Here is a 19,958-nt window from a genome sequence, read left to right as displayed (position 1 = left end):
TTACCAGCAATATAAATATCAACATAAATATCTGTTGTAGTAATATCATAACTTGATGGTTCACCTTGATAATATAACGGTCATCAATCATAATCATCTGCTGTTAAACTTGCATCAACCGCTTTAACTGCTTTTAAAACTTTATCATTTAAAAGCGGTCTTAAATCTTCACTTGATACTTTTTGAGGTACAATAATTCCTTTAATTATTTCATCATTTGTTAAACTATCAACATTTTTAATTTTATCGTGAATATCTACGGCACTACTTACTTTGAATAAATTAAAGAAACTGTTCCACTATATTTATTTGGATTTCCAGTTGCTAATGTGCCAGTAGATGTAATATTAGAGAATGTTGCATCTCCAGTTTGATAATTAGTATTTTTTGTCTTAATAGCAGTTTCTAATTCTGCTGTTGTTGGTGTATCACCAACCATTGTAATTTGACCTAAATTAGGTGTTGTAATAACTGTTGATAAAGCAGGTAGTGTTGGCGGTACTAAATTTATTCAAGGTGCTAACTCAAATGTATAACCTTTTTTATTTTGAGCATTAGTAATATCATTATTTGTTGGAGTTCCAGTTACAAATAATCAATGCATTTGTCGCATAAATGTTGGTAATGAAAAAATTCCACGCCCCATATAACGAAGATTACCTGTATTTTGATTAATTACTTGTTGAATACTTTTTCAACCTTGTGGCATAGCACAATCTTCTTTATGTCCAATAAATCCTCATGCTCCAACTGTTTGTGAAAAGTTTAAATTAAAATCTAAGTCTTTATTAATTCCAGTTTCTTTACCTTTATTAAATTGGCGACCTAAATATCAACTTTCAAATACATCAACACCAACAATCATTTTTCTTCATAATTGACCAGTTGCTAATGTATCTGCTGCAATTTGGTCTAAGATTTTAGTATATGCTTTTGTAAATTGAGCAAATGCTGGCATAGCTACATGTACTACTAAATCATCTTTTGAAGTACCAAACATTAATGCATTTATTTTTTGTACTAAATTAATAGCAATATCATTAATTTTATAAAATGTTTGTTGTGCTGAATCTGCATCTGTTGGAATTGGTAATATAATATATTGACCAGTTGCAATACAACTATCAATAACTCCTTGTAAATAAATTGCATTCATATTTGAATATCAATTACGAGTAATAGTACGCATTCATTCTCCAATTGTATTAGTTCTTACTTCAACAGGTGATTCCATAAAACGAACAGTATCAAATGAAGGAACATCATACTTAAAAGTTAGCATTTGATCCATCATAACGACTGCTCTTCGTACTCCTACTGATTGTTGTTCAGCACCATCAGATGTATCATAATCATTTCCTCAAACCATTCTTTCAGGAAATACATATTGCCCTTGTTCAAAAGGACCTGCCATTGAAATTTGTTTAGCAGACATCATCATCATTTCTGTTGCGTCAATATATTGACTATCTGCTTCTAAAATTTTTTTAATTTGTAAAACTGCAACATCACCAATTGCTTTTTCTGTTGGACTATTTCCACCAATTTGAAAAAGAGTAGGTAATGCAATACTTGATTTTCCACCTATTTTTGCCATAGGTTAATCCTCCTTATTGTCATTGTAAATTTTTAGCAATTTCAATAATATCTTCATCAGTTTTAGCACCATTTTTTTAATTTCTTCTAAACGATTAGATTTAATTTCTTCTTGTCTTTTTAACATTTGGTCAATAACTGATCCACCATCAACAGTGCCATCAACTTGATTTAGATTATATTCTTCTGCTATTTTATTTATTCTTTCTTGTTTAGATAAATCATTATATTTTTCATTATCAATTAATGAACTAATAATTTTTTTATCTTTATCTGTAAAATTTTGTAAATATAATTCATTTTCTAATAAATTACTTTTATTTTTTAATTCTTGTAATTGAGCATTAACAGTTTCTCAATCTGTTTTTTCAACTACATCTTCACGATTTTTAATTGATTCACGAATTTGTTTTGCTTGAGCATCTAATAATTCATTAACTGCTTGTGCTTTTTCATCATCAATATTTAAAATCTCTTTAATTTTTTCTACATTTGCCATTATTTTGCACTCCTTATTTAAGTGTTGGATTAACACTTTTAACAAATTATAGTTAAGACTCTTTTTATGGAAAAAGATTAAACCATTAACTTTATTTTACACTATTATTTTACCAATACAATACTTTTTATATATAAATACTAAACAAATAACATAAAAGTGTTATAATAAATTGAAATGCTGTAAAATACGACATTTTTAGTATTTCCATATGGAACAGTACTCAAATTGGACAAGAGGACATCCTGCTAAGATGTTAGGTCGGGTAACCGATGTGAGAGTTCAAATCTCTCCTGTTCCGCCATTTAACTAGAGTTTTTTTTACTTAATTTCATAATTCTCCATAAATATAAATCTAAACTTAATATATTTTATTGCTAATATACCCCTTAAAACACGTAATAAAGGTATTTACAAACAAATATATTTATATATAAATATTTAGACTTATTAAATAATCATGAAATTAAAATATATTCTTGCAAATTTCCAAAAATTATTTATAATGATGATATACAAGATTATCGTTGTTGTCGGTCAGAGTCTAGTCGGTAAATACTTCTAGAAACAAAATTGCTGGTGTGTTCTTAGAGAGCAGGCAAGCTGCCCGACAAAAAAAGAGATATTAAATCTCTTTTTTAATTCTTTTTAACAATCATAGTATTAAGCATATCTTTATATTCTTTATCTTGCTTTTCCATATATACCATTGTTTCTTTAAGTTTTAGTTGAAATTCTTTAAAATGATTAATACACAACTGCACAGGTCAATCACCCTGCATTTGTCTAACTAAATTATCATTTTCATCTTTTTTAAATTTTGCTAATACCTTATCTTTACAATCAGGCATCTCACAATCTAACGATTTTTTAATAACTGCCATCTTATTCACCCTTAACTTTTACATTACCATTATCATCAATAACTAAATTAGGTAATTTTTGTTCTTCACCATTTCAGCAATAAACTGATTTAAAAAAAGTTCCATCATCTTCAATTCAAGTCGCATGTTCTCTTGTTTTATTTGCAGCTAAATCAAATTCATTTCTATATAAAAATGCGCCACTATATGACTTGTCAATTTTAGTATAACTAATAATACCATTTATTGTATTATTTTCAGTATAACCTATATTTTTATATTTTTTAATTGTTCAATTATCGTTTTTTGCACCTTTTCATACAATTATATAATATTTATAATCTCCCTGAGAATTAAATGGTTTTTCTTGTGCTGCTATTCATTCTAAATTATCTTTAATTTCTTGGTTAGTAGTATCTATTTTATTCTTTTCTTTTAGTTCTTTTAATTCTTCGGGTGTGTATTCTTGTGTTTTATTACAAGCAACTAAACTTGTTGTACTTGTTCCAATTAAAGTGATTGTACCTAAAAGACTTAATATCTTTTTCATTATTATAATTCCTTTCATTAAATCCTTTTACAATCACAATTATATATATATATATATATATATTCAAGTATCAAAACCTAACTTTTGGGAATAACTGTAATACTAATAGGGTTAATACTTTTATTTCTAATACCTAAAACAAGGTGATTATTAATATCTATTGTTAAATCTTTATCATTACCAAAATAAGGTCAATATCCAGCACCACCTAAAAATATTAATTCTGGTTTCAATTTTTTTGAAAAATCTAATTTTTAATTTCATATCATTTGTATAATATGCTGTAAATATATTTCTTTAACTTTATTATCAGAAATATCAGAAATTTTCAATAAAAACTGAAAAACACCACTATTTTTTTCAGTCCAATAAATACTTTTATAATCTTCACTTGGTGTATTAGTAGTTTCACCAGTAAATAATGTTTTCATCTTATTTTCTTTTATATTAGCAAGGTCATAAATTAAACTACCATTAAAATTAACATTGTCAAGTTGTGATAAACCTTCTTTTTTTAAAGTTACGTTAGATAATAAACCTAAATTATTGCTGCAAACTATTTTTCCCAGCTAATAAATTAACATTTCTATTAGAAATAAAATATTTTATATCTGGTTCAATACACCAAACATATAAATTATTAAGATTATTAAATTGAATTGATGAATAAGCATTTAAAAATTGTTCTAAAGTAGTAATTGTTGGGTTAATTTGTTTTAAATCAACTTCTAATTCATAATAAGAAGTATATAAATTATCTAAAAATAAATTACCACGATTAATACAGTGTGAATTTACAGTAATATTAGTTTTTAATGGATAATTTCTATTAGCATCTAATATATTTACAGTATATGGTTTATATGTAAATGGGTCTGGTGGCAATACTGCTTGAGGGTAAAAAAATGTTGTTTCTTCTAATAAATCATAATCTAATGCACTTGTTTTAATAACACTATTTCATGCTTGTACATTCCCATTTGGTTTAATAAATTTTGCCATTGTTTGTCATTCACCTTGAAAATTTTGAAATGCAGTAATATTATCATTTAAAGTAAATGGATTTTCTGAATATGTTGTAATTTTAAAATTAGTTTTACCAATAGTTTGTAAATTAATTAAATCAATTACATAACTTTCTAATGTTCCATCAGTAGTTGGATTAAAATCTAATTTATTATCTAAATTAGTTAATGGTGTATCTTTATCTAATGCTTGAAAATCTTGTGATAATATTACAATTTCATCAGTACCACCATTAACATTAATTCTATTTTGTCCTAAATCAATAGTAGAATAAACTTTTGTACCTAAATCTTGACCAGTTGCAGAATAATAATGTGTTTTGATTTTATCAGTTAATTTAAGCATACAACCAAATGTTAATGAATTACTTCCAATTAAACCACCAACTTGGTCTTCTGTTTCATTACGAAACATATCATAAGGAATATTACCTTTTCCAGCACTATTATCTTTTCATAAACTATTTTGAATAATTTCATAACTTAAATAATCAATAAAAGCATTTAATTGTGCTATTTTTGGTATTAATTGCGTATTTTTTTGACTCATTAATTTAACTGGTAAACCTAAATCAAAAAATGAAATTATTTTACCAACAATAGGTAAATTATTAAGACTAAATTTAGTAAATTCATTAACATCTCAAGGTAATAATGAAATTGATGAATGTGTATAACGATTAGCATTTAATATATCATGAAATGATGAAGATTTTAATTGTGAATAATCAAATGATGCAACACCAAAAGAGACTTTTTTATATTCTGGGTCTTGATAAATAAATTTACGAATTTGTTTCGTATCATAAGCACCTTTAGGTTTAAATTGTAATCCACTATCTCAAAAAGGTGTTTTATTAGGATTTGTTGCTCTAGTAGCAATTAAATCACTTCCTAATACACCTTCAGCATTTTTCTTTGCTAATGGATCTGCTAATGCATTAAAAATATTAGTTCATTCTCCATAAGTAGTTTGATTAGATGGTTTTAATCCTTGTAAATTATATAAAACATTAGCAGGATTAGAATTAGTTAATAAAGTATCTGGCATTCCACTTAATTCATCTGAAAATAATAAATCTCGTGGTTGATATACTCTTTTATTAATTTGTCCTGATTTAATAGGGCGACCAATAACAGTTAAAGAACTAAAAGCAGTTAAACCTAATACTTTTAAATCAATTCATTTAACACCAACATCTTCGGCTAAAACTGGGTCATAATCAACAATTCCATTAATAATTCTTGGGAAAAAATAACCTTCACCAATAGCACCATGTTGTATTTTTTGTCATATTGCCATACCTGATTTAGATAAATGGTCATTAACACTACTAAATGTAATTTCTTGAAATAAAAACTTTTTATTATCAAAAGGATCATAGTAATCTGTAATATTAGAAATATATAATCATTGAATAGATTGATTATATTCATAAGTATTAATAGTTTCTCCACCAATATTTTCATTATTTTTATTTAAAACAACATAAAGGTTTAATTCATCATTTTGACCAAATTGTTTATCTGTTGATAATAAAGTATATTGTCTTTGAGTTGAAATACCTTGAAAAATAGGGTCAGGCGTTCCTTGCGATGAAAAATATGCACCACTTGTACTATTTTGTAAATATGCTTCATACATATCACCACGATTAGTAGGATAATGCATTGGATTAATAATTTTAGTATAAAAATTATCAGCATCTTTAAAGTTTTTTTCTTCTGTTCCTTTATTAACTTGTTTTAATTTAAAAGCATTTTTTCATTGAGCAATAATAGTAGCATTACCAGTAATTGCTAAAGTAAAATCTGAATAATCTTGCGGAATACTATTAATTGGTTTATATCCACTTGTAGTTAATGGAATAACCCCATTAGTAATTACAAAAGGAAAAATAAATCATTTATCTAATTCTTGGATTTTACGCTTAATAACTTTACTATCAGTAGATGCCATTCTCATTGCAGTATATAATACTTGATTATTAATTTGTATTAATTCTTTACTATTATTTTTGTTTAAATTCATCTTTTATACCACCTGTATTATCATTTTCTAAATCAAATTTAGAATTAGTTTCTAATTGTGCTTTATCAATTTTTTCAACTTCTTTTATTGCAAATGTCATAGGAATACTATCAACAATATGAATATATTTTGCACGAGACATAGTACCATTTTCTATTCTTGTATTATTTACATCAACTAAACGCATTTGGTCAATAATTCCTGCTGGTTTAAATTTTAATGAATAGGGGCGTTCAATTTTATCTCAATTACTATTTTCAGCAATTCAATATTTATGAAATATTCATCAACAATCAAATAAACGATATAAATAATCTAATAAAAAATCTTGTCATACTGCTTGTGATTCAATATCTTCTGCTTGCATAATTAATGTTTGATTTTGATTAGTATAAGTTCCTTGTTCATCTGCTTGTCAACTTAAACCAATACCACGAAAAACATTTTTTAAAATATGATCAGTATCTAAATTATAATCATTTGAGTTATATTGTCCTTGAGTATAATTAACAGTTGATCCACCACCTTTTTCATCATAGTTATTTAATACATTTTGAATAACAAAATCACTTTCATAATCATTTCAAGATTTTTTATTCTTTTTTACATTATCTATTTCTTCACTTGTTGCTTGAATATAACCTCTTGCTCGTGAAAATCTTCTTGTTTTCTTTTTAATAAATAAATTATCTTGTAAATCTTCAATTAATCACATAGTAGGGTAAATATCGGGATAAGCATTTAACATTGTACTTGATGCTTGACCTTGTTGATTAGCACGAATAAAATTAGGAATTTGAATTAATGGAAAACGACCTAATTTATTAATATAAGTTCTTTTTTCAATTCTTAAACTTTTATCTATTTTTCCAGTAGTTGCACCTGCTTGAGTATTTTCATCATTAGGATATGAATCAATTTGAATATATTTATCATTAATAACAACATGAAAGATATAACCAGTATCATCTTGATTTGGTAATATTCAAATATCTGCTGCTTGCTCTTCTTCATTAATTTTTGATACAAAATTAGTAAATAATGCTGTTCCTAACATAACATCTAAATCACCATCATGTGTTTCATATATAAACATAACAGCAACACCTAATAATGATTTAGTTCATGACATTTTAATTAATTTTTCATAAATTTTTCTTTTATGATATCAATTTTGTCAATGTATTAATGCTTGTTCATTTTCACTATCACAAAGTAAACCACGCCCAATTTCCATTCTTACTTTTCTTTGTGCAACAATTAAAGGCACATTTATTTTTCAATCACGATTATTAAATGATAATCAATTATTTATATTATTATTCATTTTTATTTACTCCTAATCTAGCAAGATGACAAATTAATATCTTACTGTCTTTTTCTACTTTATCTACTTTTAAAACTTTATAATCATTTTTATATTTATAAACAAAAATATTATTTTTAGGAACATTCTTTTTATATTTTCCAATAATTTTATCCATATCAATTAAATATATATACATTTTAAATATACTCCCTTATTAATCTATTAGTTGATGATTGAACAATCTCTCTTATATATTCTGATAATGCATAATAATCAGCATCAAATTCATCATCATATAAATCAACTATTTCTTCTTTTCCACCATTAGGTTTTTCTTTTCATTGAATCATTGGATATTCAGTATTACTTTCTTCTAGTATTAAATCATGGGTCATTTTATCACTAATCATTGCTGCAATAAATGAATTAACTCTATTAGTAACTGACCAGATACTTTTATCAACTTCTTCAAATCTTAATAATTTACCATATCTATATTTTATTTTTTCTTTATTAAGAACATCAATAAATGCTCTACCACCAGCACCATAATCAACATTAATAGTTAAACCACTTTCAATAAAAATAGTACTATTTTTTAAACTAGATAAATAAAATTGAATAATATCATTTGCTTGTTCAAATGTATCTTTATATTCCATTGTTGCATTAGAATGTGTATATTTACCTATTTTATGTACTTTTTTTAAAGTTGAATTATATACTCATAAACTAGCACTTGTTTTATGTCCATTAGGACTATCTGCTTGGGCAAAATCAACACCACCTAATATTTTGTCAAAATTTCAAGTTAATTTAGTAAATTTAAGATATCTAGCAAAAACAGCACCTTGTACTTGCCCAGGTAATCCTCAACTTCATACTCTTGCTCTAACTGGGTCTAATTTTTCTGTTTCTAATTGGTCAAGAATTACATTATCATCTAAATAAGGATTAAGTCTTCAACTAGAATAATGTATTATTACTGTTTTAGTAAGTTTTTTATTCTTTTCATAATAATTAATTTTAAATTTACCTATTTGATCAGGATATTTAGATAATAATATTTGTTCATTAAATAACATTATTTCATTACAATATTTAATAATATAACGGTGTAATGATTCAGGATTAGATGAATTAATAATAAATTTTCTTTTAGCACCACGAATAGCATATTTTAATTCACTCATATCATCTTTTGTTAATTGGTCTGCTTCTTCTCTTCATTCAATAGCAAATTCATAATTATTTAAATCAGCAAATGCTTTTAATTTTTCTCTTTTAGTTTGTGAATGTAAACCTTTACAAATAATATAAGTACCATTATCTAATGTAAAAGAATTCTCAGATAAATTAACTTTATAATTAATATTCATATCATTAAGAGTATTTTGAATATTTTTAAATACTCCATTTCTAATATCTTTATTCATTTTCATAACAGCAATAATAAATATTGGCTTACCAACCAATAATGATATAGCACAGCATTTGCCAACTACATTATCTTTTATCATAAAAGTTTTAGCACTATAACGACTTCCTATTTCATTATATTCATCAGCAGGATTATATATTTCTTTTCACGGTGCATTAGGAACATGTTGTTGATAAAATCATCTTGGAATTTCATCTAAATGTAAAAAATGTTTAAGCATCTTTAATCACCTCATTTATTTTAGGTAAATCAACATTATCAAAATTAATAACAATATTAGCATTATTTATATTTGTATCTTTAACATATTTCTCAACATATATTTTCTTCCCCCCGCCATATTTGTCATTTAATAAAGCCAATTCCAATTCTATTTCTAATTGATTTATTGTATTTTTAATAAAATAAGCGGTTTTTGTATCAACTTCATCTTGTCAATTATCAAATGGTAGTTTTAAATAGTATAAATATGCTCTTTTATTGCTTAATTTGGTGTCTTTTTTCTTCAAAAATGCCTTAGTTTTACTTGAAATAGTCTTAAAAGTTACCATTTTTTACTCCTTTTTGCATATTAAAATTGCTATTATTTAAACAATATGGTTAAATAAAAGAGTATAAAAACCTATCAAACTTATCAAGAACTAAAAACTTAGCAAAATGTATTAAAGAACTTAATATTATTTTTATTATGTTTATTTTACAATTAAAAAAAGACTTTTTCAAGTCTTTTTTTGTAAAACAAGTATAGAGACAGATATTCGCAACTTGTTATAAATTAATTGTATAACTTTAAAAATAATTGTCAATAGTTTTTTAAAAATAGTGTATAAATAATTTTAAAAAGATTGGAGACAGAATATATGAAAGATTATACACATCTAAAATATGATGAACGAAATTTATTTAAGGATTTATTTTTATCTGATAGTTGTAAAAAGAAAAATGGTACGCTTAATTTATCTGAAATTGCAAGACAAACAAATCGCAGTGTGAATACTGTTAAAAGAGAAATTAAGCGATTTAAAAATATAGAAGATTATATAGCAATAGAAGCACAAAAAGATTATTATAAAAAGCGTAAAAAATGTATTAAAAAACTACCTGAATTTACAGAAGAGCAATTAAATTTCATTCATCTGAGATTTAATGCTTATCATGATTCACCAGCAGAAATTATTCAGCGTTTTTTAATAAAGTTTGGGATTAAATTTCCCGTTTGTGTAAAAACATTGTATAAATGAATTTATTTAGGTCTTTTGGGTTTGTTAAAGAAAAATTTATTAAATGGTGGTAGAAGAAATAGAACAAAGAAAAGACCTGATAATCGTGGCAAATTAGATGAAAGATTTAAGTCAATTTGAGATATTGAAAATAAAGTTTCTAATGTTGGATGACTTGAAGCGGATACAGTTGTTGGAAAAGACCATAAATCTGCTGTTTTAGTTTTAGTAGAACAATCAAGTAAAAAATACTTTGCTATGAAATTAGAAAATCATACTGCTAATGAAGTTGTAGAAAAGTTTAAAGATATTGTTATAAGTAATAATTTAATTGGAAAAATTAAAGGAATAATAACAGATAGAGGTAAAGAATTTAGTAAATTTGAAGAGATGGAAAAGATTACTGGTTCTAATGTTTATTATTGTGACCCTGGTTCACCAAAACAAAAACCCTTAATTGAAAGAATTAACCGTGAATTTAGAAAACGCTTTCCTAAGGACACTGATTTTAATAATGTTAGTCAAAAACAAATTGATTGAGTAGTTAATGTTATAAATGATAAACTCCGACCGTGTTTAAATTGAATAAGTGCAAAAGAAATGTTTTTACAGAATATTAAGTAAATTTATTAATTAAAATTTAATAAATGCTTTTTTAGTGTGCTTAAATATGGTTAAATTAAGCTATATTTATAAAATATTTTATTTTTTTAAAAAAAGAGTTGCATTTGTTAAAAATGATGTTATTATCAAATTAACAAGAGACAGATTTTGCTACTTGAATTTACATAATACATAATGTATAATGTACGATGAAGCGGCAAAAAAGCAACTCTTGTTAAAGGGTTGTTTTTTTATTTGAAATAAAACAACTCCTAAAAGGAGGTAATGATAATTAAACAACAAAAAATATGTGATGTTAATGATTGTTATAAATTATCATCATTCATCACCGAAGAATTTGTATCAAATAAAGTTTTATGAACTTGTGAAAAACATAGAAATTTATTGAATAAGGTAAAAGATAAAACACAACAACAATTTTATCAAAAACTAGAAAATTCAAAAATTATCTTTGATTATGAAACTGGTTCATTAAAAATTTGATTTTATAAAACAACTTAATGCAGAGTGGGACGGTTATTTTAAATAACTAAGTGCTTCCATAAGAACATGAGTATTAACTCATTCCCACAGCCGTCCGAGGCAAGTACTGAAATAGTGTATGAGGAAAGAGGTAAATCGGCGTTGGTTATTATTTTTAATAACTTGCGATAGTGGTGATGTGTCCAAGGCTAACATCAAACCACAATAAAAATAGAGATGGTGACACAAACAATTAAATTTGCGATTAGCATTAGGTCCTTCAAATTGATGCGAGTAAATTTAATTTCAAAAACTGAGCGTTGCCTCCTTGAAAAAGGAACGGAGAAGGAAGACATATATATGTCTGGCGTCTAATTTAAAAATATAGTTGCAGATTTTTAATAGATGCTAAAACAAACATAACACCGCCACCGCTTACCCCAGTAAAGCGGATGGCGTAGTAAATAAATAGATAAATACTTATATAACTAATTATCGCTTCGGCACTTTCACTTGGGAGTGAGTGCCAGCGAGTTAAAGATAGGAGAAAAAATGATGGAATATAAAAGTAAATATATTAATAAAACTTGAGATGAAATAACAACATCTTTTGATTGAGTTAATTGTCAACCTATTGATTGTCGTATTTTACATCATAAAAAACATTATGATTTTCAATGTTTAGAATGAGCAAAAATGTACTTAAATTTATTTAAAGATAAATGAGGTGTTATTGCGTCTTATATGGAACATTACAAAATTAACGATATTTTAGATTTAGCATCAGATGGATGAAAAATATTACAATTTGAGAAAAAAATAAAAGGAATAATTTAGGAGGTAAAGATGAAAAAGAAATATTGTCTTAAAAAAAGATATTGAGGTTATTGCTTTAAATGTGATAAACAAAATAAATATATCCCTACCCACAATGAAATTACTGATGAACATTGAGCATTAAATAAAAAGAATTAGGAGGAATTAAATATGAGTATATGAACATTAATAATAATCATAATAAATATTATTTCATGCTTAGTGTCATTACCTTTTACAATATATGGAATAATCCAAGTCATTAAAACTAAAAAAATAATTAAAAAGATTAAAAGTAGGAAGGAATAAAATTATGGAAAAAAGATACTTATTAGTAATGAAATTTGAAAATGAAGTTCTAACTAAATCGTTTTATACATTAAAAGAAGCAAAACTTACTGCTAGTGTTGAAAATGAAAATGAATGATTAACAACCATTATTGATTTAGAAAACGAAAATATTAAATGACAAGGAGATAAATAATATGAAAGAAATTAGAAATTTACAATTATCAGAATTTCAAAAAGAAATTATTAATAAATTAGATGATGAGTACTGCTATAAAATTTCATCACAAGAACAAAATAAAGATACCGCTATTAATATTATTGATAATGATGGTAATTTCTTGTTAGAAATATCAAGTAGCGACGACTATGTATCAATAAATGAATTAATAAAAAATAGGGAAAAAAGCATTGAAAATCTTAATGGATATCTTAAAAAAAGTTTAAATATGTGTAAACCATATACTGAAAGCATTGAAAATCATAAAAAAACTATTAAATTATTAGAACTTATATTAAAGGAGAATAAATAATATGTGAAAAGATGAAGATGGCAAAGTTTACACAAAAGAAGATTTATTTAATGAAGCATTAGAAGAATGTCATTCAGAAGAAAGTGCTTATGACTATATTGATACTTTAATTGCAGAAAAGAATTTGGAGGAATTATAAAATGAAAACATTACAAGATTTAATTAAAGATTTAACAGGAATTGATGTTGAACAAAATCAAATCAGTAAATATTTAGAAAGTAAAACATTAGATTTACGAGGTGCTGATTTATTAGAAGCTGATTTACAATGTGCTGATTTATGTTGGGCTGATTTACGAGATGCTGTTTTAATAGAAGCTGATTTATATCGTGCTGATTTATCTGGCGCTAGTTTACGAGGTGCTGATTTACAAGGTGCTAATTTAAGAGGTGTTAGAATTACAAAAAAACAATTAGACCAATTAACTGTTATTAAGGAGGATGAATAATGGCAAAATATTGTAAAAAATGTCAATGCCCTGTTAATCAAATTAACTCTGATTATTGTTTATTTTGTGATAATGATGTACTTAAAGAAGAACTTACAGAATTAAAACAACAAATATTATATAAAGAAGATTTTCAAAAAGTAACTTGTTTATGAGAACATAGTTCAATTTGCTGCGATAATGGAATAACATTTTATCTTAAAGATAATTCTAAATATGACAAATTACCTAGTAAGGAGGATGAATAATGAATAAATTTATTGGAATTGGAAGAACAACAAAAGATATTGAAATTAAGAAAACTCAAAATGGGAAAGAATATGCTATGTTTCAATTAGCAGTAGCAAGACCACATTCAACCCAAAAAGAAACTGATTTTATTCCTTGTCAAGTTTGAAATAAACAAGCAAATTTATTACAACAATATTGTCAAAAAGGTAGTCAAATTGCAATTACAGGTATTTTACAATCTTATAAAGATAAAGATAATAAAATACAATGAATGGTAAGAGTTTATAGTTGTGAATTTTTACAAACTAATAATAATTTAAAAAAAGATACTTTATCTGAAAAACCACAAGAAAAAATAGAATTTAATTCATCTGATACAAAAGAATTATTTAATAATGATAATCAAAATATTGGTAATGATGAAGCAATTTTATGAGATTAGATTTAAAACCTTTATATATTTATAATGATGAATTACATAAGTATAGCATTTTAATTCCTAGTGTTAGTCAAATTGTTAATATTTTATTACCAAAAGACTATTCGCAAATTGATGATAATATTTTAAAATTAGCACAAAATCGTGGAATATGTATACATAATATGATTGATGTTTGAATAAAAAATAATTTTGATGATGAATTAATTGAATTTATTGATTGTGAAATAAAATCACATCGTGAATTATTTAAAAATTTTATAAAACTATATCAAGAAACTTTTAAAGATATTAAATTTAGACATTATGAAACTGAAAAAACACTTTATAGTCCTTTAATGTGTGGTACAACTGATTTTATTGGTATAACAACAGATAATGAATATATAATGTGTGATTGAAAAATTACAAGTTCTAATGAAAAAGCGGATATTGAACGCTATATTTGACAATTAAAACTTTATTATTTATTAGAAAAAAACTTTTGTATAGATAATAAAAAAATATTAATGATAATTATAAATCCAAAATTAAAAATAGTAATTAAAGAAAAAGTTAATATTACTAAACAAGATTTAGAACAAATTAAAGAAGCCATTTTAATATGACAAGAAAGAGAGGAGTGAGAAAATGCCACAAGAAACTAAAACAAAAACCTTAATTGAAAGTATTGGAGAAATTCAATCTGATATAAATCTTTTTGTTGGTAAAAATGCCAGAAATGACCATAATAATTATAATTATTTTACAGAAAGTGACCTCTATCAAACCTTAAAACCACAATTACGTAAACAAGGTATAACTTATACTATTCAAGCAGTTGGAGAACCAAGTTTTACAGAAACACAAAGTAGTAAAGGTGGAAAATTAATAAATTATTATTCAAAAGGATTATTAACACTTTATAAAGGTAGTGAAAAAATAGAATTAGGAATTATTTTATCAGCACAAAATTCAGATATTGCAAAAGCAATTGGTAGTGCTTTAACTTATGGAGCTCGTTATTGATTATGTAAAACTTTTGGTATAGCAACAGATGAATTAGATCCTGATAGTACTGAAATAAGTAAAGAAAATAGTAATCAAGTTATTAAAGAAAATAATAATCCAAATTCAATGAGTTTAGAACATTTTAATAATATTAAAAATTTTATTACAAATACAAAAATAGATATAAATATTAAAGAAGAAGCAAAAAAATTTATTAAAGAAACTACAAGTGCAACAAAATTAGAACCAGTTATTATTAAAAAACAAAGTGAAGATTTTTATTATCAATTTAAAGAAAGGTTTTTAAAATAATGATAAAAATAGGTATTGACCCATCAGGTACTGGTACTACTGGTATTGTTATTTATGAAGATAATAAATTAGTTAAACAGCATGAATTTAAAAATAAAGATTGAAAAGAACATTTTGAGTTTATAGATGGATTTATACTTGAATATTTATATTCAGATTATTATGTAAAAAATAAAGGTAAAATTTTATCAGACATACGAAATATTGAAGATTGCTTATATACAAATGCTAATGGTTCAAAAGACCGTGATGATTTATTAAGATTACTGGGTGCGATTGAAAATACTTTATTTACTTTTAATTTTATATCACCAAAATATACTAAATCAGTTGTTAAAAATATGGAAAATTTAAGTAAATATAATAATAGTTGTTTATGAAAATATGATAAAGATCCTAATTTAACTTATCAATATGGTAAAGGTTGATTTTATAATAATGAAAAAATAAGTAATCATCTCCGCGATGCAATTATAATTGCTAATTATGAGAGGTAATATTATGAAGAAAACATATAATAAAAAACGAAAAGAAAAATATAATCAAAGAAGAAAAATATATTATTCTAGTATGGTTCGTAAAACTGTTAATCTTTACTTAAATACCGAACAAGAAAAAATATGAAATAATTTACCACAAAACTATACTTTTTCAGAAAAAGTAGAATATTTTATTAATTATTATATTGTAAATAACAAATAAAAAATAACCTTAATTGGTTATTTTTTTAATTTAAGTCCTGCGACTTTATGTGCTTTATGAGTAATGTCTCGTTTTGTTGCTTTATGTTGTAAAGTAGCTTCAATTAATTCTTCATTATCATATTTTTCTAAATCAGAAATTGCTAATTTTAAATCATTAATATCTTCTTCAACACGAGCAATATTTTGAGTACCAACACCACCAAAATGATTTTTAATATCATTCATAACTAACACAATATTTTCAAATGCATCTTCAATTTTATTAAAGATTTTTTCTTCAGCATTTTCTCTAAAATCATCTGTAATGCGTTCTGCTTTTACTGAGATTGCTTTATTTTTAATTAATTTACTAATATAACCAATTAATAAACTAGCAACAACCCCACCTACAACAGAAGCAACAATTACAATAATTCCAATTGTTGATGTAAGCATAAATTGCCACCTTTCTATTTTATAATCTATATATTTTGCCGTACGTACAATTTAATTATAACAAATCTTATTCTTTTATTCATCTTTTTTTAAGACAATATTGATTTCAACTTTTAACTTGTTCTATTGTTTTTTTACAATTATGACAAATATTAACATTATGTTTTTTAAGATATTTACGAAATATTAATCAACCAAATAATATTAAATATAAGATATAACTTGGTATTTTATAAACTTGCTCTAAACATTTACCAATCGGTAATTTAATTGCTGGTATTTTAGGTATTTTTGTTGTTAATCAAGCAGTACCATGTAATATTGGATAAGATATAATAATCCCAGTATATCCAAAAAAACCACCATCAGTTATATTGTGTTGACCAAACATAAACTCTTTAATTGGTTCTAATGTTGGTATTCAATTAAAATGTAAACTAGTAAAAAATAATCCATATAAACTTAAAAATGGAGTATGATATAAAATTGACAGTGCATTATATCGCATAATATATGCTTTTTTTAATATGAAATGGATATTTATCATATTTTAAAAACTTACGATTTTTTCATGCTTTAAAACTTTGACTTGGATTTCTTTGTTCAAAACCTAATCTTTGTCAATAAGTACCATTTTCATTTTTAATAATAATATTTTCTTTATCTATCATATTTACACCTCTTGTCGAAAAATACGAACACTATTAATTGGTATATTAGAACCCTCTGAACCATTAGTTAAATAAATCCGACCACTAGCACTATATAAAGCAATACTATAAGGGGTTTTATCGAAATCATCAATAAAACAAGTTGCTTGATGTTTAGATAAAGTTTTATTTTCTTTTGTTTCTGTAAAATAAGGTGGTTCAAGTCATAACATACCTTCAGCACCTTTACGATTAGTTGGTGATAATCAAACTTGATAACGATATTCTTCTGAAAATTCAGGAATATCAATATACTTAGCACTATCAGGTGTATAAGATATACTTACTTTTTCTCATTTTATTTTTTTACCTATATCAAATATTCATTTTATTACTTGTTCAAAAGTATCTTTAAAACTTTGATTTAAAGATAATTTATTATTTTTAACACCAAATTCATCTGATAATAATAATTCTAAACTACTATCATCTTTTTGATGTAATGGGGCATTAACTGTTATTGAACTACCACTTTGTGCTTTTTTAACAATATATTTTCCATCTTCTTTATCAATATAATCTTTATTTAAATCACTATCTTTAATAACATCAGATGGTATATCACCACCTTGTTTTGCTTTTCATACATTATTTTCATAATAAATCGTATCATTATCAAAAGGCACTGATAATTCATTATTAGAATTATATATAATACTTTTATTATCCAGTTTAACGGAAATATTATTAACTTTTAAATCTAATTTTTTAGGAACAGAATCAATTTTATTTATAAAATTAATTAAAATTGAATTATCACTTGAAGTAATATTATTGTTGGAAATATAATTATTTTTTACTCAATCATAACTAGCATATCCACTTCCTTCATCAAATTCATATCTTCAATCATTACCAAATCAAGAATTATCTTTTTCTTTTAAATTAGCAAATCGAATATTTTCATATAAACCAGCATTAATTAATATTTTTTGTACTTCATCAGGTACAAATTGCATATCTTGTGGTACATCAATATTGTATGATTGACTACCTTGTGAAAAAGTTGTTGCTTGTAAAAGATATTCAGTTCCTTTTGATAATCAATGTAAAGTATAAATAGCAGTTGCTCATTTAACAGCAATTTGTTGTTCTTCTGTTAAATTATTAATATTATCGGCATATCCAATATAACCACCAGTCCAATCATTAATTTTAACTGAACTTAAATTAATTGCTTTTTTAATTCATTCATCACTATAAGTTTGTTTATTATCTTCAAAATCATTTGTTCAAAAACCAGATTCTTTTAATTCTTGAATTGATATATACATTCACTTATTAACAATATCTTTTAATTGTATTGCCATTATGTAGCCCTCCTTACATATTTAATATTTTTTTGTATTTTTTTACCTTCAATTTTAATATTTCTTAATACTTTTTGTGTTTTTTTTAGTAAAATTAACAAATTGTATTGGTTTATTTATTTTAGAAAATTGTGATAAATATTCTCTTCTTTTTTTTCTAAATTGTTGTGCTTGATTTTGTTTTCACTTATAAGTACCAATTTGATTAACAGTTCTTCGTTTATCATGACCAATATTACGATAAAAACCTTGTTCAAGTTTTCTAATGTATTTTCTTAAATCATTAATATCTTTTGCATTTATAAAGTTTTTTGATATTTTGCCATAATAAATACCTTTATTTTTTTAAACCTTCTTTAACATGTTTACGAATCATACTTGGTAATCATACTCTTAATCAAAATTCTTCAAAATAAAGTCCCAGCATTAGCATTAGCATTTTTTATTGCTAATCAAACATCAGCCGGCATTGAAGGATAAGTATAAGGTCCATATACTTTTACCTTTGGTTGAAATAAAAACGTAGCATTACCCGTATTAGTAATTTTATTTGTCATTTCAAACTTACCATATTTAATTCAACTAGATTGAATATTAACTCATTCTTTTGAATCTTGATATTGCTCATTAAATAAATTTTTCCCTTGTTCTAAACTTCTTTTTTCTATTTTTATCTAATAAAGAATTAATTTCTTGTTTTGTTGCCTTTTTTAAATATTGTAAAACGTTCCTTGGGTCTGTTCAATTATATAATTTTTTAAATTGAGAAGTTTCTTTTTAATAATGCCATACTTTTTTAAACCATCTTTTAATAATTCACCAATTTTAGTATCTTGTAAAGCAGCAGTTAATAATCTAATTAATTTTAACATTAAACAATAAAAGGTAGTTTCCTACCTACCTCCTAGTCAATTTTTGTTGGTTTTTTAGATGAAATAGAACCACTATTTGAACCATTATCAACTGTTAAAGTTAATTCCATTTGTTCTTTAATTGATTTATTTACTTTTTGCAAACTCCATTCTTGATTTGAATTATTAATTGATTTTATTTGATTATTTCCAAATAAAGTTGGTTTAATTGTATTTGCCATAATTTTCACTCCTTTTTATTTTTTAGT

32 protein-coding genes and 1 tRNA gene are annotated in these 19,958 nt (G+C 24.6%); 15 read left to right on the top strand and 18 right to left on the bottom strand.

The features are described 5' to 3' along the window. Positions 1 to 268: 268 nt before the first annotated feature. Positions 269 to 1,597, bottom strand: coding sequence for a hypothetical protein (locus SDAV_RS10150; protein ID WP_114565478.1), 1,329 nt, complete (start codon positions 1,595 to 1,597; stop codon positions 269 to 271). A 3-nt stretch (positions 1,598 to 1,600) separates the two neighbouring features. Next, positions 1,601 to 2,095: a hypothetical protein gene (locus SDAV_RS10145; RefSeq protein WP_114565477.1), complete on the bottom strand. Its 495-nt coding sequence runs from the start codon at positions 2,093 to 2,095 to the stop codon at positions 1,601 to 1,603. A gap of 213 nt (positions 2,096 to 2,308) precedes the next feature. On the opposite strand from SDAV_RS10145, the gene SDAV_RS10140 reads away from it, so the two are divergent. Beyond that, positions 2,309 to 2,399: transfer RNA gene (locus SDAV_RS10140), tRNA-Ser, on the top strand. Between the two features lie 334 nt (positions 2,400 to 2,733). On the opposite strand, the gene SDAV_RS10135 is transcribed toward SDAV_RS10140, so the two are convergent. From SDAV_RS10135 to SDAV_RS10105, 9 genes are all read right to left on the bottom strand, one after another. Then, the gene (locus SDAV_RS10135) at positions 2,734 to 2,979 is read right to left on the bottom strand and encodes a hypothetical protein (protein ID WP_114565463.1); all 246 of its coding nucleotides are present in this window, start codon (positions 2,977 to 2,979) and stop codon (positions 2,734 to 2,736) included. A 1-nt stretch (position 2,980) separates the two neighbouring features. After that, the gene (locus SDAV_RS10130; RefSeq protein WP_114565462.1) at positions 2,981 to 3,508 is read right to left on the bottom strand and encodes a lipoprotein; all 528 of its coding nucleotides are present in this window, start codon (positions 3,506 to 3,508) and stop codon (positions 2,981 to 2,983) included. Between the two features lie 77 nt (positions 3,509 to 3,585). Continuing rightward, positions 3,586 to 3,741: a hypothetical protein gene (locus SDAV_RS12325; protein ID WP_186823386.1), complete on the bottom strand. Its 156-nt coding sequence runs from the start codon at positions 3,739 to 3,741 to the stop codon at positions 3,586 to 3,588. Positions 3,742 to 3,762: 21 nt separating this feature from the next. Beyond that, positions 3,763 to 3,939: a hypothetical protein gene (locus tag SDAV_RS12320; protein WP_186823385.1), complete on the bottom strand. Its 177-nt coding sequence runs from the start codon at positions 3,937 to 3,939 to the stop codon at positions 3,763 to 3,765. A gap of 112 nt (positions 3,940 to 4,051) precedes the next feature. Further along, positions 4,052 to 6,565 carry a hypothetical protein gene (locus SDAV_RS10125; protein WP_114565476.1) on the bottom strand — a complete coding sequence of 838 codons (2,514 nt, stop codon included), beginning with the start codon at positions 6,563 to 6,565 and terminating at the stop codon, positions 4,052 to 4,054. Beyond that, positions 6,546 to 7,892: a hypothetical protein gene (locus SDAV_RS10120; RefSeq protein WP_114565460.1), complete on the bottom strand. Its 1,347-nt coding sequence runs from the start codon at positions 7,890 to 7,892 to the stop codon at positions 6,546 to 6,548. Before SDAV_RS10120 ends, SDAV_RS10125 begins: the two co-directional genes overlap by 20 nt. Further along, complete coding sequence (locus tag SDAV_RS10115) at positions 7,885 to 8,070, bottom strand: hypothetical protein (protein WP_053390862.1); 186 nt, start codon at positions 8,068 to 8,070, stop codon at positions 7,885 to 7,887. Before SDAV_RS10115 ends, SDAV_RS10120 begins: the two co-directional genes overlap by 8 nt. A 1-nt stretch (position 8,071) precedes the next feature. Next, positions 8,072 to 9,535 carry a PBSX family phage terminase large subunit gene (locus SDAV_RS10110; protein ID WP_186823380.1) on the bottom strand — a complete coding sequence of 488 codons (1,464 nt, stop codon included), beginning with the start codon at positions 9,533 to 9,535 and terminating at the stop codon, positions 8,072 to 8,074. Beyond that, positions 9,528 to 9,866 (bottom strand): hypothetical protein, encoded by a 339-nt coding sequence (locus SDAV_RS10105; protein WP_114565458.1) that lies wholly within the window; start codon positions 9,864 to 9,866, stop codon positions 9,528 to 9,530. The genes SDAV_RS10110 and SDAV_RS10105 overlap by 8 nt, the downstream gene beginning before the upstream one ends. Positions 9,867 to 10,175: 309 nt before the next feature. Between SDAV_RS10105 and SDAV_RS10100 the strand changes: the two genes are divergently transcribed. From SDAV_RS10100 to SDAV_RS10050, 14 genes are all read left to right on the top strand, one after another. Then, entirely contained in the window at positions 10,176 to 11,159 is a 984-nt protein-coding gene (locus tag SDAV_RS10100) for an IS30 family transposase (protein ID WP_114564589.1), read from the top strand. Between the two features lie 264 nt (positions 11,160 to 11,423). Continuing rightward, positions 11,424 to 11,660 (top strand): hypothetical protein, encoded by a 237-nt coding sequence (locus tag SDAV_RS10095; protein WP_114565475.1) that lies wholly within the window; start codon positions 11,424 to 11,426, stop codon positions 11,658 to 11,660. A gap of 516 nt (positions 11,661 to 12,176) precedes the next feature. Beyond that, positions 12,177 to 12,458 carry a hypothetical protein gene (locus SDAV_RS10090; protein WP_114564609.1) on the top strand — a complete coding sequence of 94 codons (282 nt, stop codon included), beginning with the start codon at positions 12,177 to 12,179 and terminating at the stop codon, positions 12,456 to 12,458. Between the two features lie 9 nt (positions 12,459 to 12,467). Further along, positions 12,468 to 12,596 (top strand): hypothetical protein, encoded by a 129-nt coding sequence (locus SDAV_RS14185; protein ID WP_281268803.1) that lies wholly within the window; start codon positions 12,468 to 12,470, stop codon positions 12,594 to 12,596. A gap of 154 nt (positions 12,597 to 12,750) precedes the next feature. Beyond that, on the top strand, positions 12,751 to 12,921 hold the full coding sequence (locus tag SDAV_RS12315) for a hypothetical protein (protein ID WP_186823384.1): 171 nt from the start codon (positions 12,751 to 12,753) through the stop codon (positions 12,919 to 12,921). 1 nt (position 12,922) lies between these two features. Continuing rightward, positions 12,923 to 13,258, top strand: a complete 336-nt coding sequence (locus SDAV_RS10085) for a hypothetical protein (RefSeq protein WP_114564119.1) — start codon at positions 12,923 to 12,925, stop codon at positions 13,256 to 13,258. A gap of 1 nt (position 13,259) precedes the next feature. Further along, positions 13,260 to 13,397 carry a hypothetical protein gene (locus SDAV_RS12310; protein ID WP_157092848.1) on the top strand — a complete coding sequence of 46 codons (138 nt, stop codon included), beginning with the start codon at positions 13,260 to 13,262 and terminating at the stop codon, positions 13,395 to 13,397. 1 nt (position 13,398) lies between these two features. Continuing rightward, positions 13,399 to 13,707 (top strand): pentapeptide repeat-containing protein, encoded by a 309-nt coding sequence (locus SDAV_RS10080; protein WP_114565474.1) that lies wholly within the window; start codon positions 13,399 to 13,401, stop codon positions 13,705 to 13,707. After that, positions 13,707 to 13,955 carry a hypothetical protein gene (locus SDAV_RS10075; protein WP_114564607.1) on the top strand — a complete coding sequence of 83 codons (249 nt, stop codon included), beginning with the start codon at positions 13,707 to 13,709 and terminating at the stop codon, positions 13,953 to 13,955. Before SDAV_RS10080 ends, SDAV_RS10075 begins: the two co-directional genes overlap by 1 nt. Then, positions 13,955 to 14,380, top strand: coding sequence for a single-stranded DNA-binding protein (locus SDAV_RS10070; protein ID WP_114564606.1), 426 nt, complete (start codon positions 13,955 to 13,957; stop codon positions 14,378 to 14,380). Before SDAV_RS10075 ends, SDAV_RS10070 begins: the two co-directional genes overlap by 1 nt. Continuing rightward, the gene (locus SDAV_RS10065; RefSeq protein WP_114564605.1) at positions 14,371 to 15,024 is read left to right on the top strand and encodes a hypothetical protein; all 654 of its coding nucleotides are present in this window, start codon (positions 14,371 to 14,373) and stop codon (positions 15,022 to 15,024) included. Before SDAV_RS10070 ends, SDAV_RS10065 begins: the two co-directional genes overlap by 10 nt. Further along, a complete protein-coding gene (locus tag SDAV_RS10060; RefSeq protein ID WP_114564604.1) occupies positions 15,008 to 15,679 on the top strand; it encodes an ERF family protein in 672 nt (223 codons plus the stop codon). The genes SDAV_RS10065 and SDAV_RS10060 overlap by 17 nt, the downstream gene beginning before the upstream one ends. Continuing rightward, entirely contained in the window at positions 15,679 to 16,176 is a 498-nt protein-coding gene (locus tag SDAV_RS10055; RefSeq protein WP_114565056.1) for a hypothetical protein, read from the top strand. Before SDAV_RS10060 ends, SDAV_RS10055 begins: the two co-directional genes overlap by 1 nt. A gap of 4 nt (positions 16,177 to 16,180) precedes the next feature. Next, the gene (locus tag SDAV_RS10050; RefSeq protein ID WP_114565473.1) at positions 16,181 to 16,381 is read left to right on the top strand and encodes a hypothetical protein; all 201 of its coding nucleotides are present in this window, start codon (positions 16,181 to 16,183) and stop codon (positions 16,379 to 16,381) included. Between the two features lie 17 nt (positions 16,382 to 16,398). Here the strand turns inward: SDAV_RS10050 and SDAV_RS10045 are convergent, their stop codons facing one another. From SDAV_RS10045 to SDAV_RS10025, 7 genes are all read right to left on the bottom strand, one after another. Continuing rightward, the gene (locus SDAV_RS10045; RefSeq protein WP_114565472.1) at positions 16,399 to 16,818 is read right to left on the bottom strand and encodes a hypothetical protein; all 420 of its coding nucleotides are present in this window, start codon (positions 16,816 to 16,818) and stop codon (positions 16,399 to 16,401) included. Between the two features lie 67 nt (positions 16,819 to 16,885). Further along, positions 16,886 to 17,326, bottom strand: a complete 441-nt coding sequence (locus tag SDAV_RS10040) for a hypothetical protein (RefSeq protein WP_114565471.1) — start codon at positions 17,324 to 17,326, stop codon at positions 16,886 to 16,888. Beyond that, entirely contained in the window at positions 17,316 to 17,489 is a 174-nt protein-coding gene (locus tag SDAV_RS12305; protein WP_186823383.1) for a hypothetical protein, read from the bottom strand. The genes SDAV_RS10040 and SDAV_RS12305 overlap by 11 nt, the downstream gene beginning before the upstream one ends. A gap of 2 nt (positions 17,490 to 17,491) precedes the next feature. Next, a complete protein-coding gene (locus tag SDAV_RS10035) occupies positions 17,492 to 18,838 on the bottom strand; it encodes a hypothetical protein (RefSeq protein WP_114565470.1) in 1,347 nt (448 codons plus the stop codon). A gap of 365 nt (positions 18,839 to 19,203) precedes the next feature. After that, positions 19,204 to 19,395, bottom strand: a complete 192-nt coding sequence (locus SDAV_RS10030; protein WP_114565469.1) for a hypothetical protein — start codon at positions 19,393 to 19,395, stop codon at positions 19,204 to 19,206. Between the two features lie 153 nt (positions 19,396 to 19,548). Further along, the gene (locus SDAV_RS12300) at positions 19,549 to 19,710 is read right to left on the bottom strand and encodes a hypothetical protein (protein ID WP_186823382.1); all 162 of its coding nucleotides are present in this window, start codon (positions 19,708 to 19,710) and stop codon (positions 19,549 to 19,551) included. Between the two features lie 32 nt (positions 19,711 to 19,742). Further along, the gene (locus SDAV_RS10025) at positions 19,743 to 19,931 is read right to left on the bottom strand and encodes a hypothetical protein (protein WP_114565468.1); all 189 of its coding nucleotides are present in this window, start codon (positions 19,929 to 19,931) and stop codon (positions 19,743 to 19,745) included. Positions 19,932 to 19,958: the final 27 nt, after the last annotated feature.

The sequence above is a fragment of the Spiroplasma phoeniceum P40 genome (assembly GCF_003339775.1).
GTDB classification, from domain to species: Bacteria; Bacillota_I; Bacilli_A; order Mycoplasmatales; family Mycoplasmataceae; genus Spiroplasma; species Spiroplasma phoeniceum.
The sequence above is the reverse complement of the archived record's forward strand: the minus strand, read 5'-3'. Positions and strand labels throughout refer to the sequence as shown.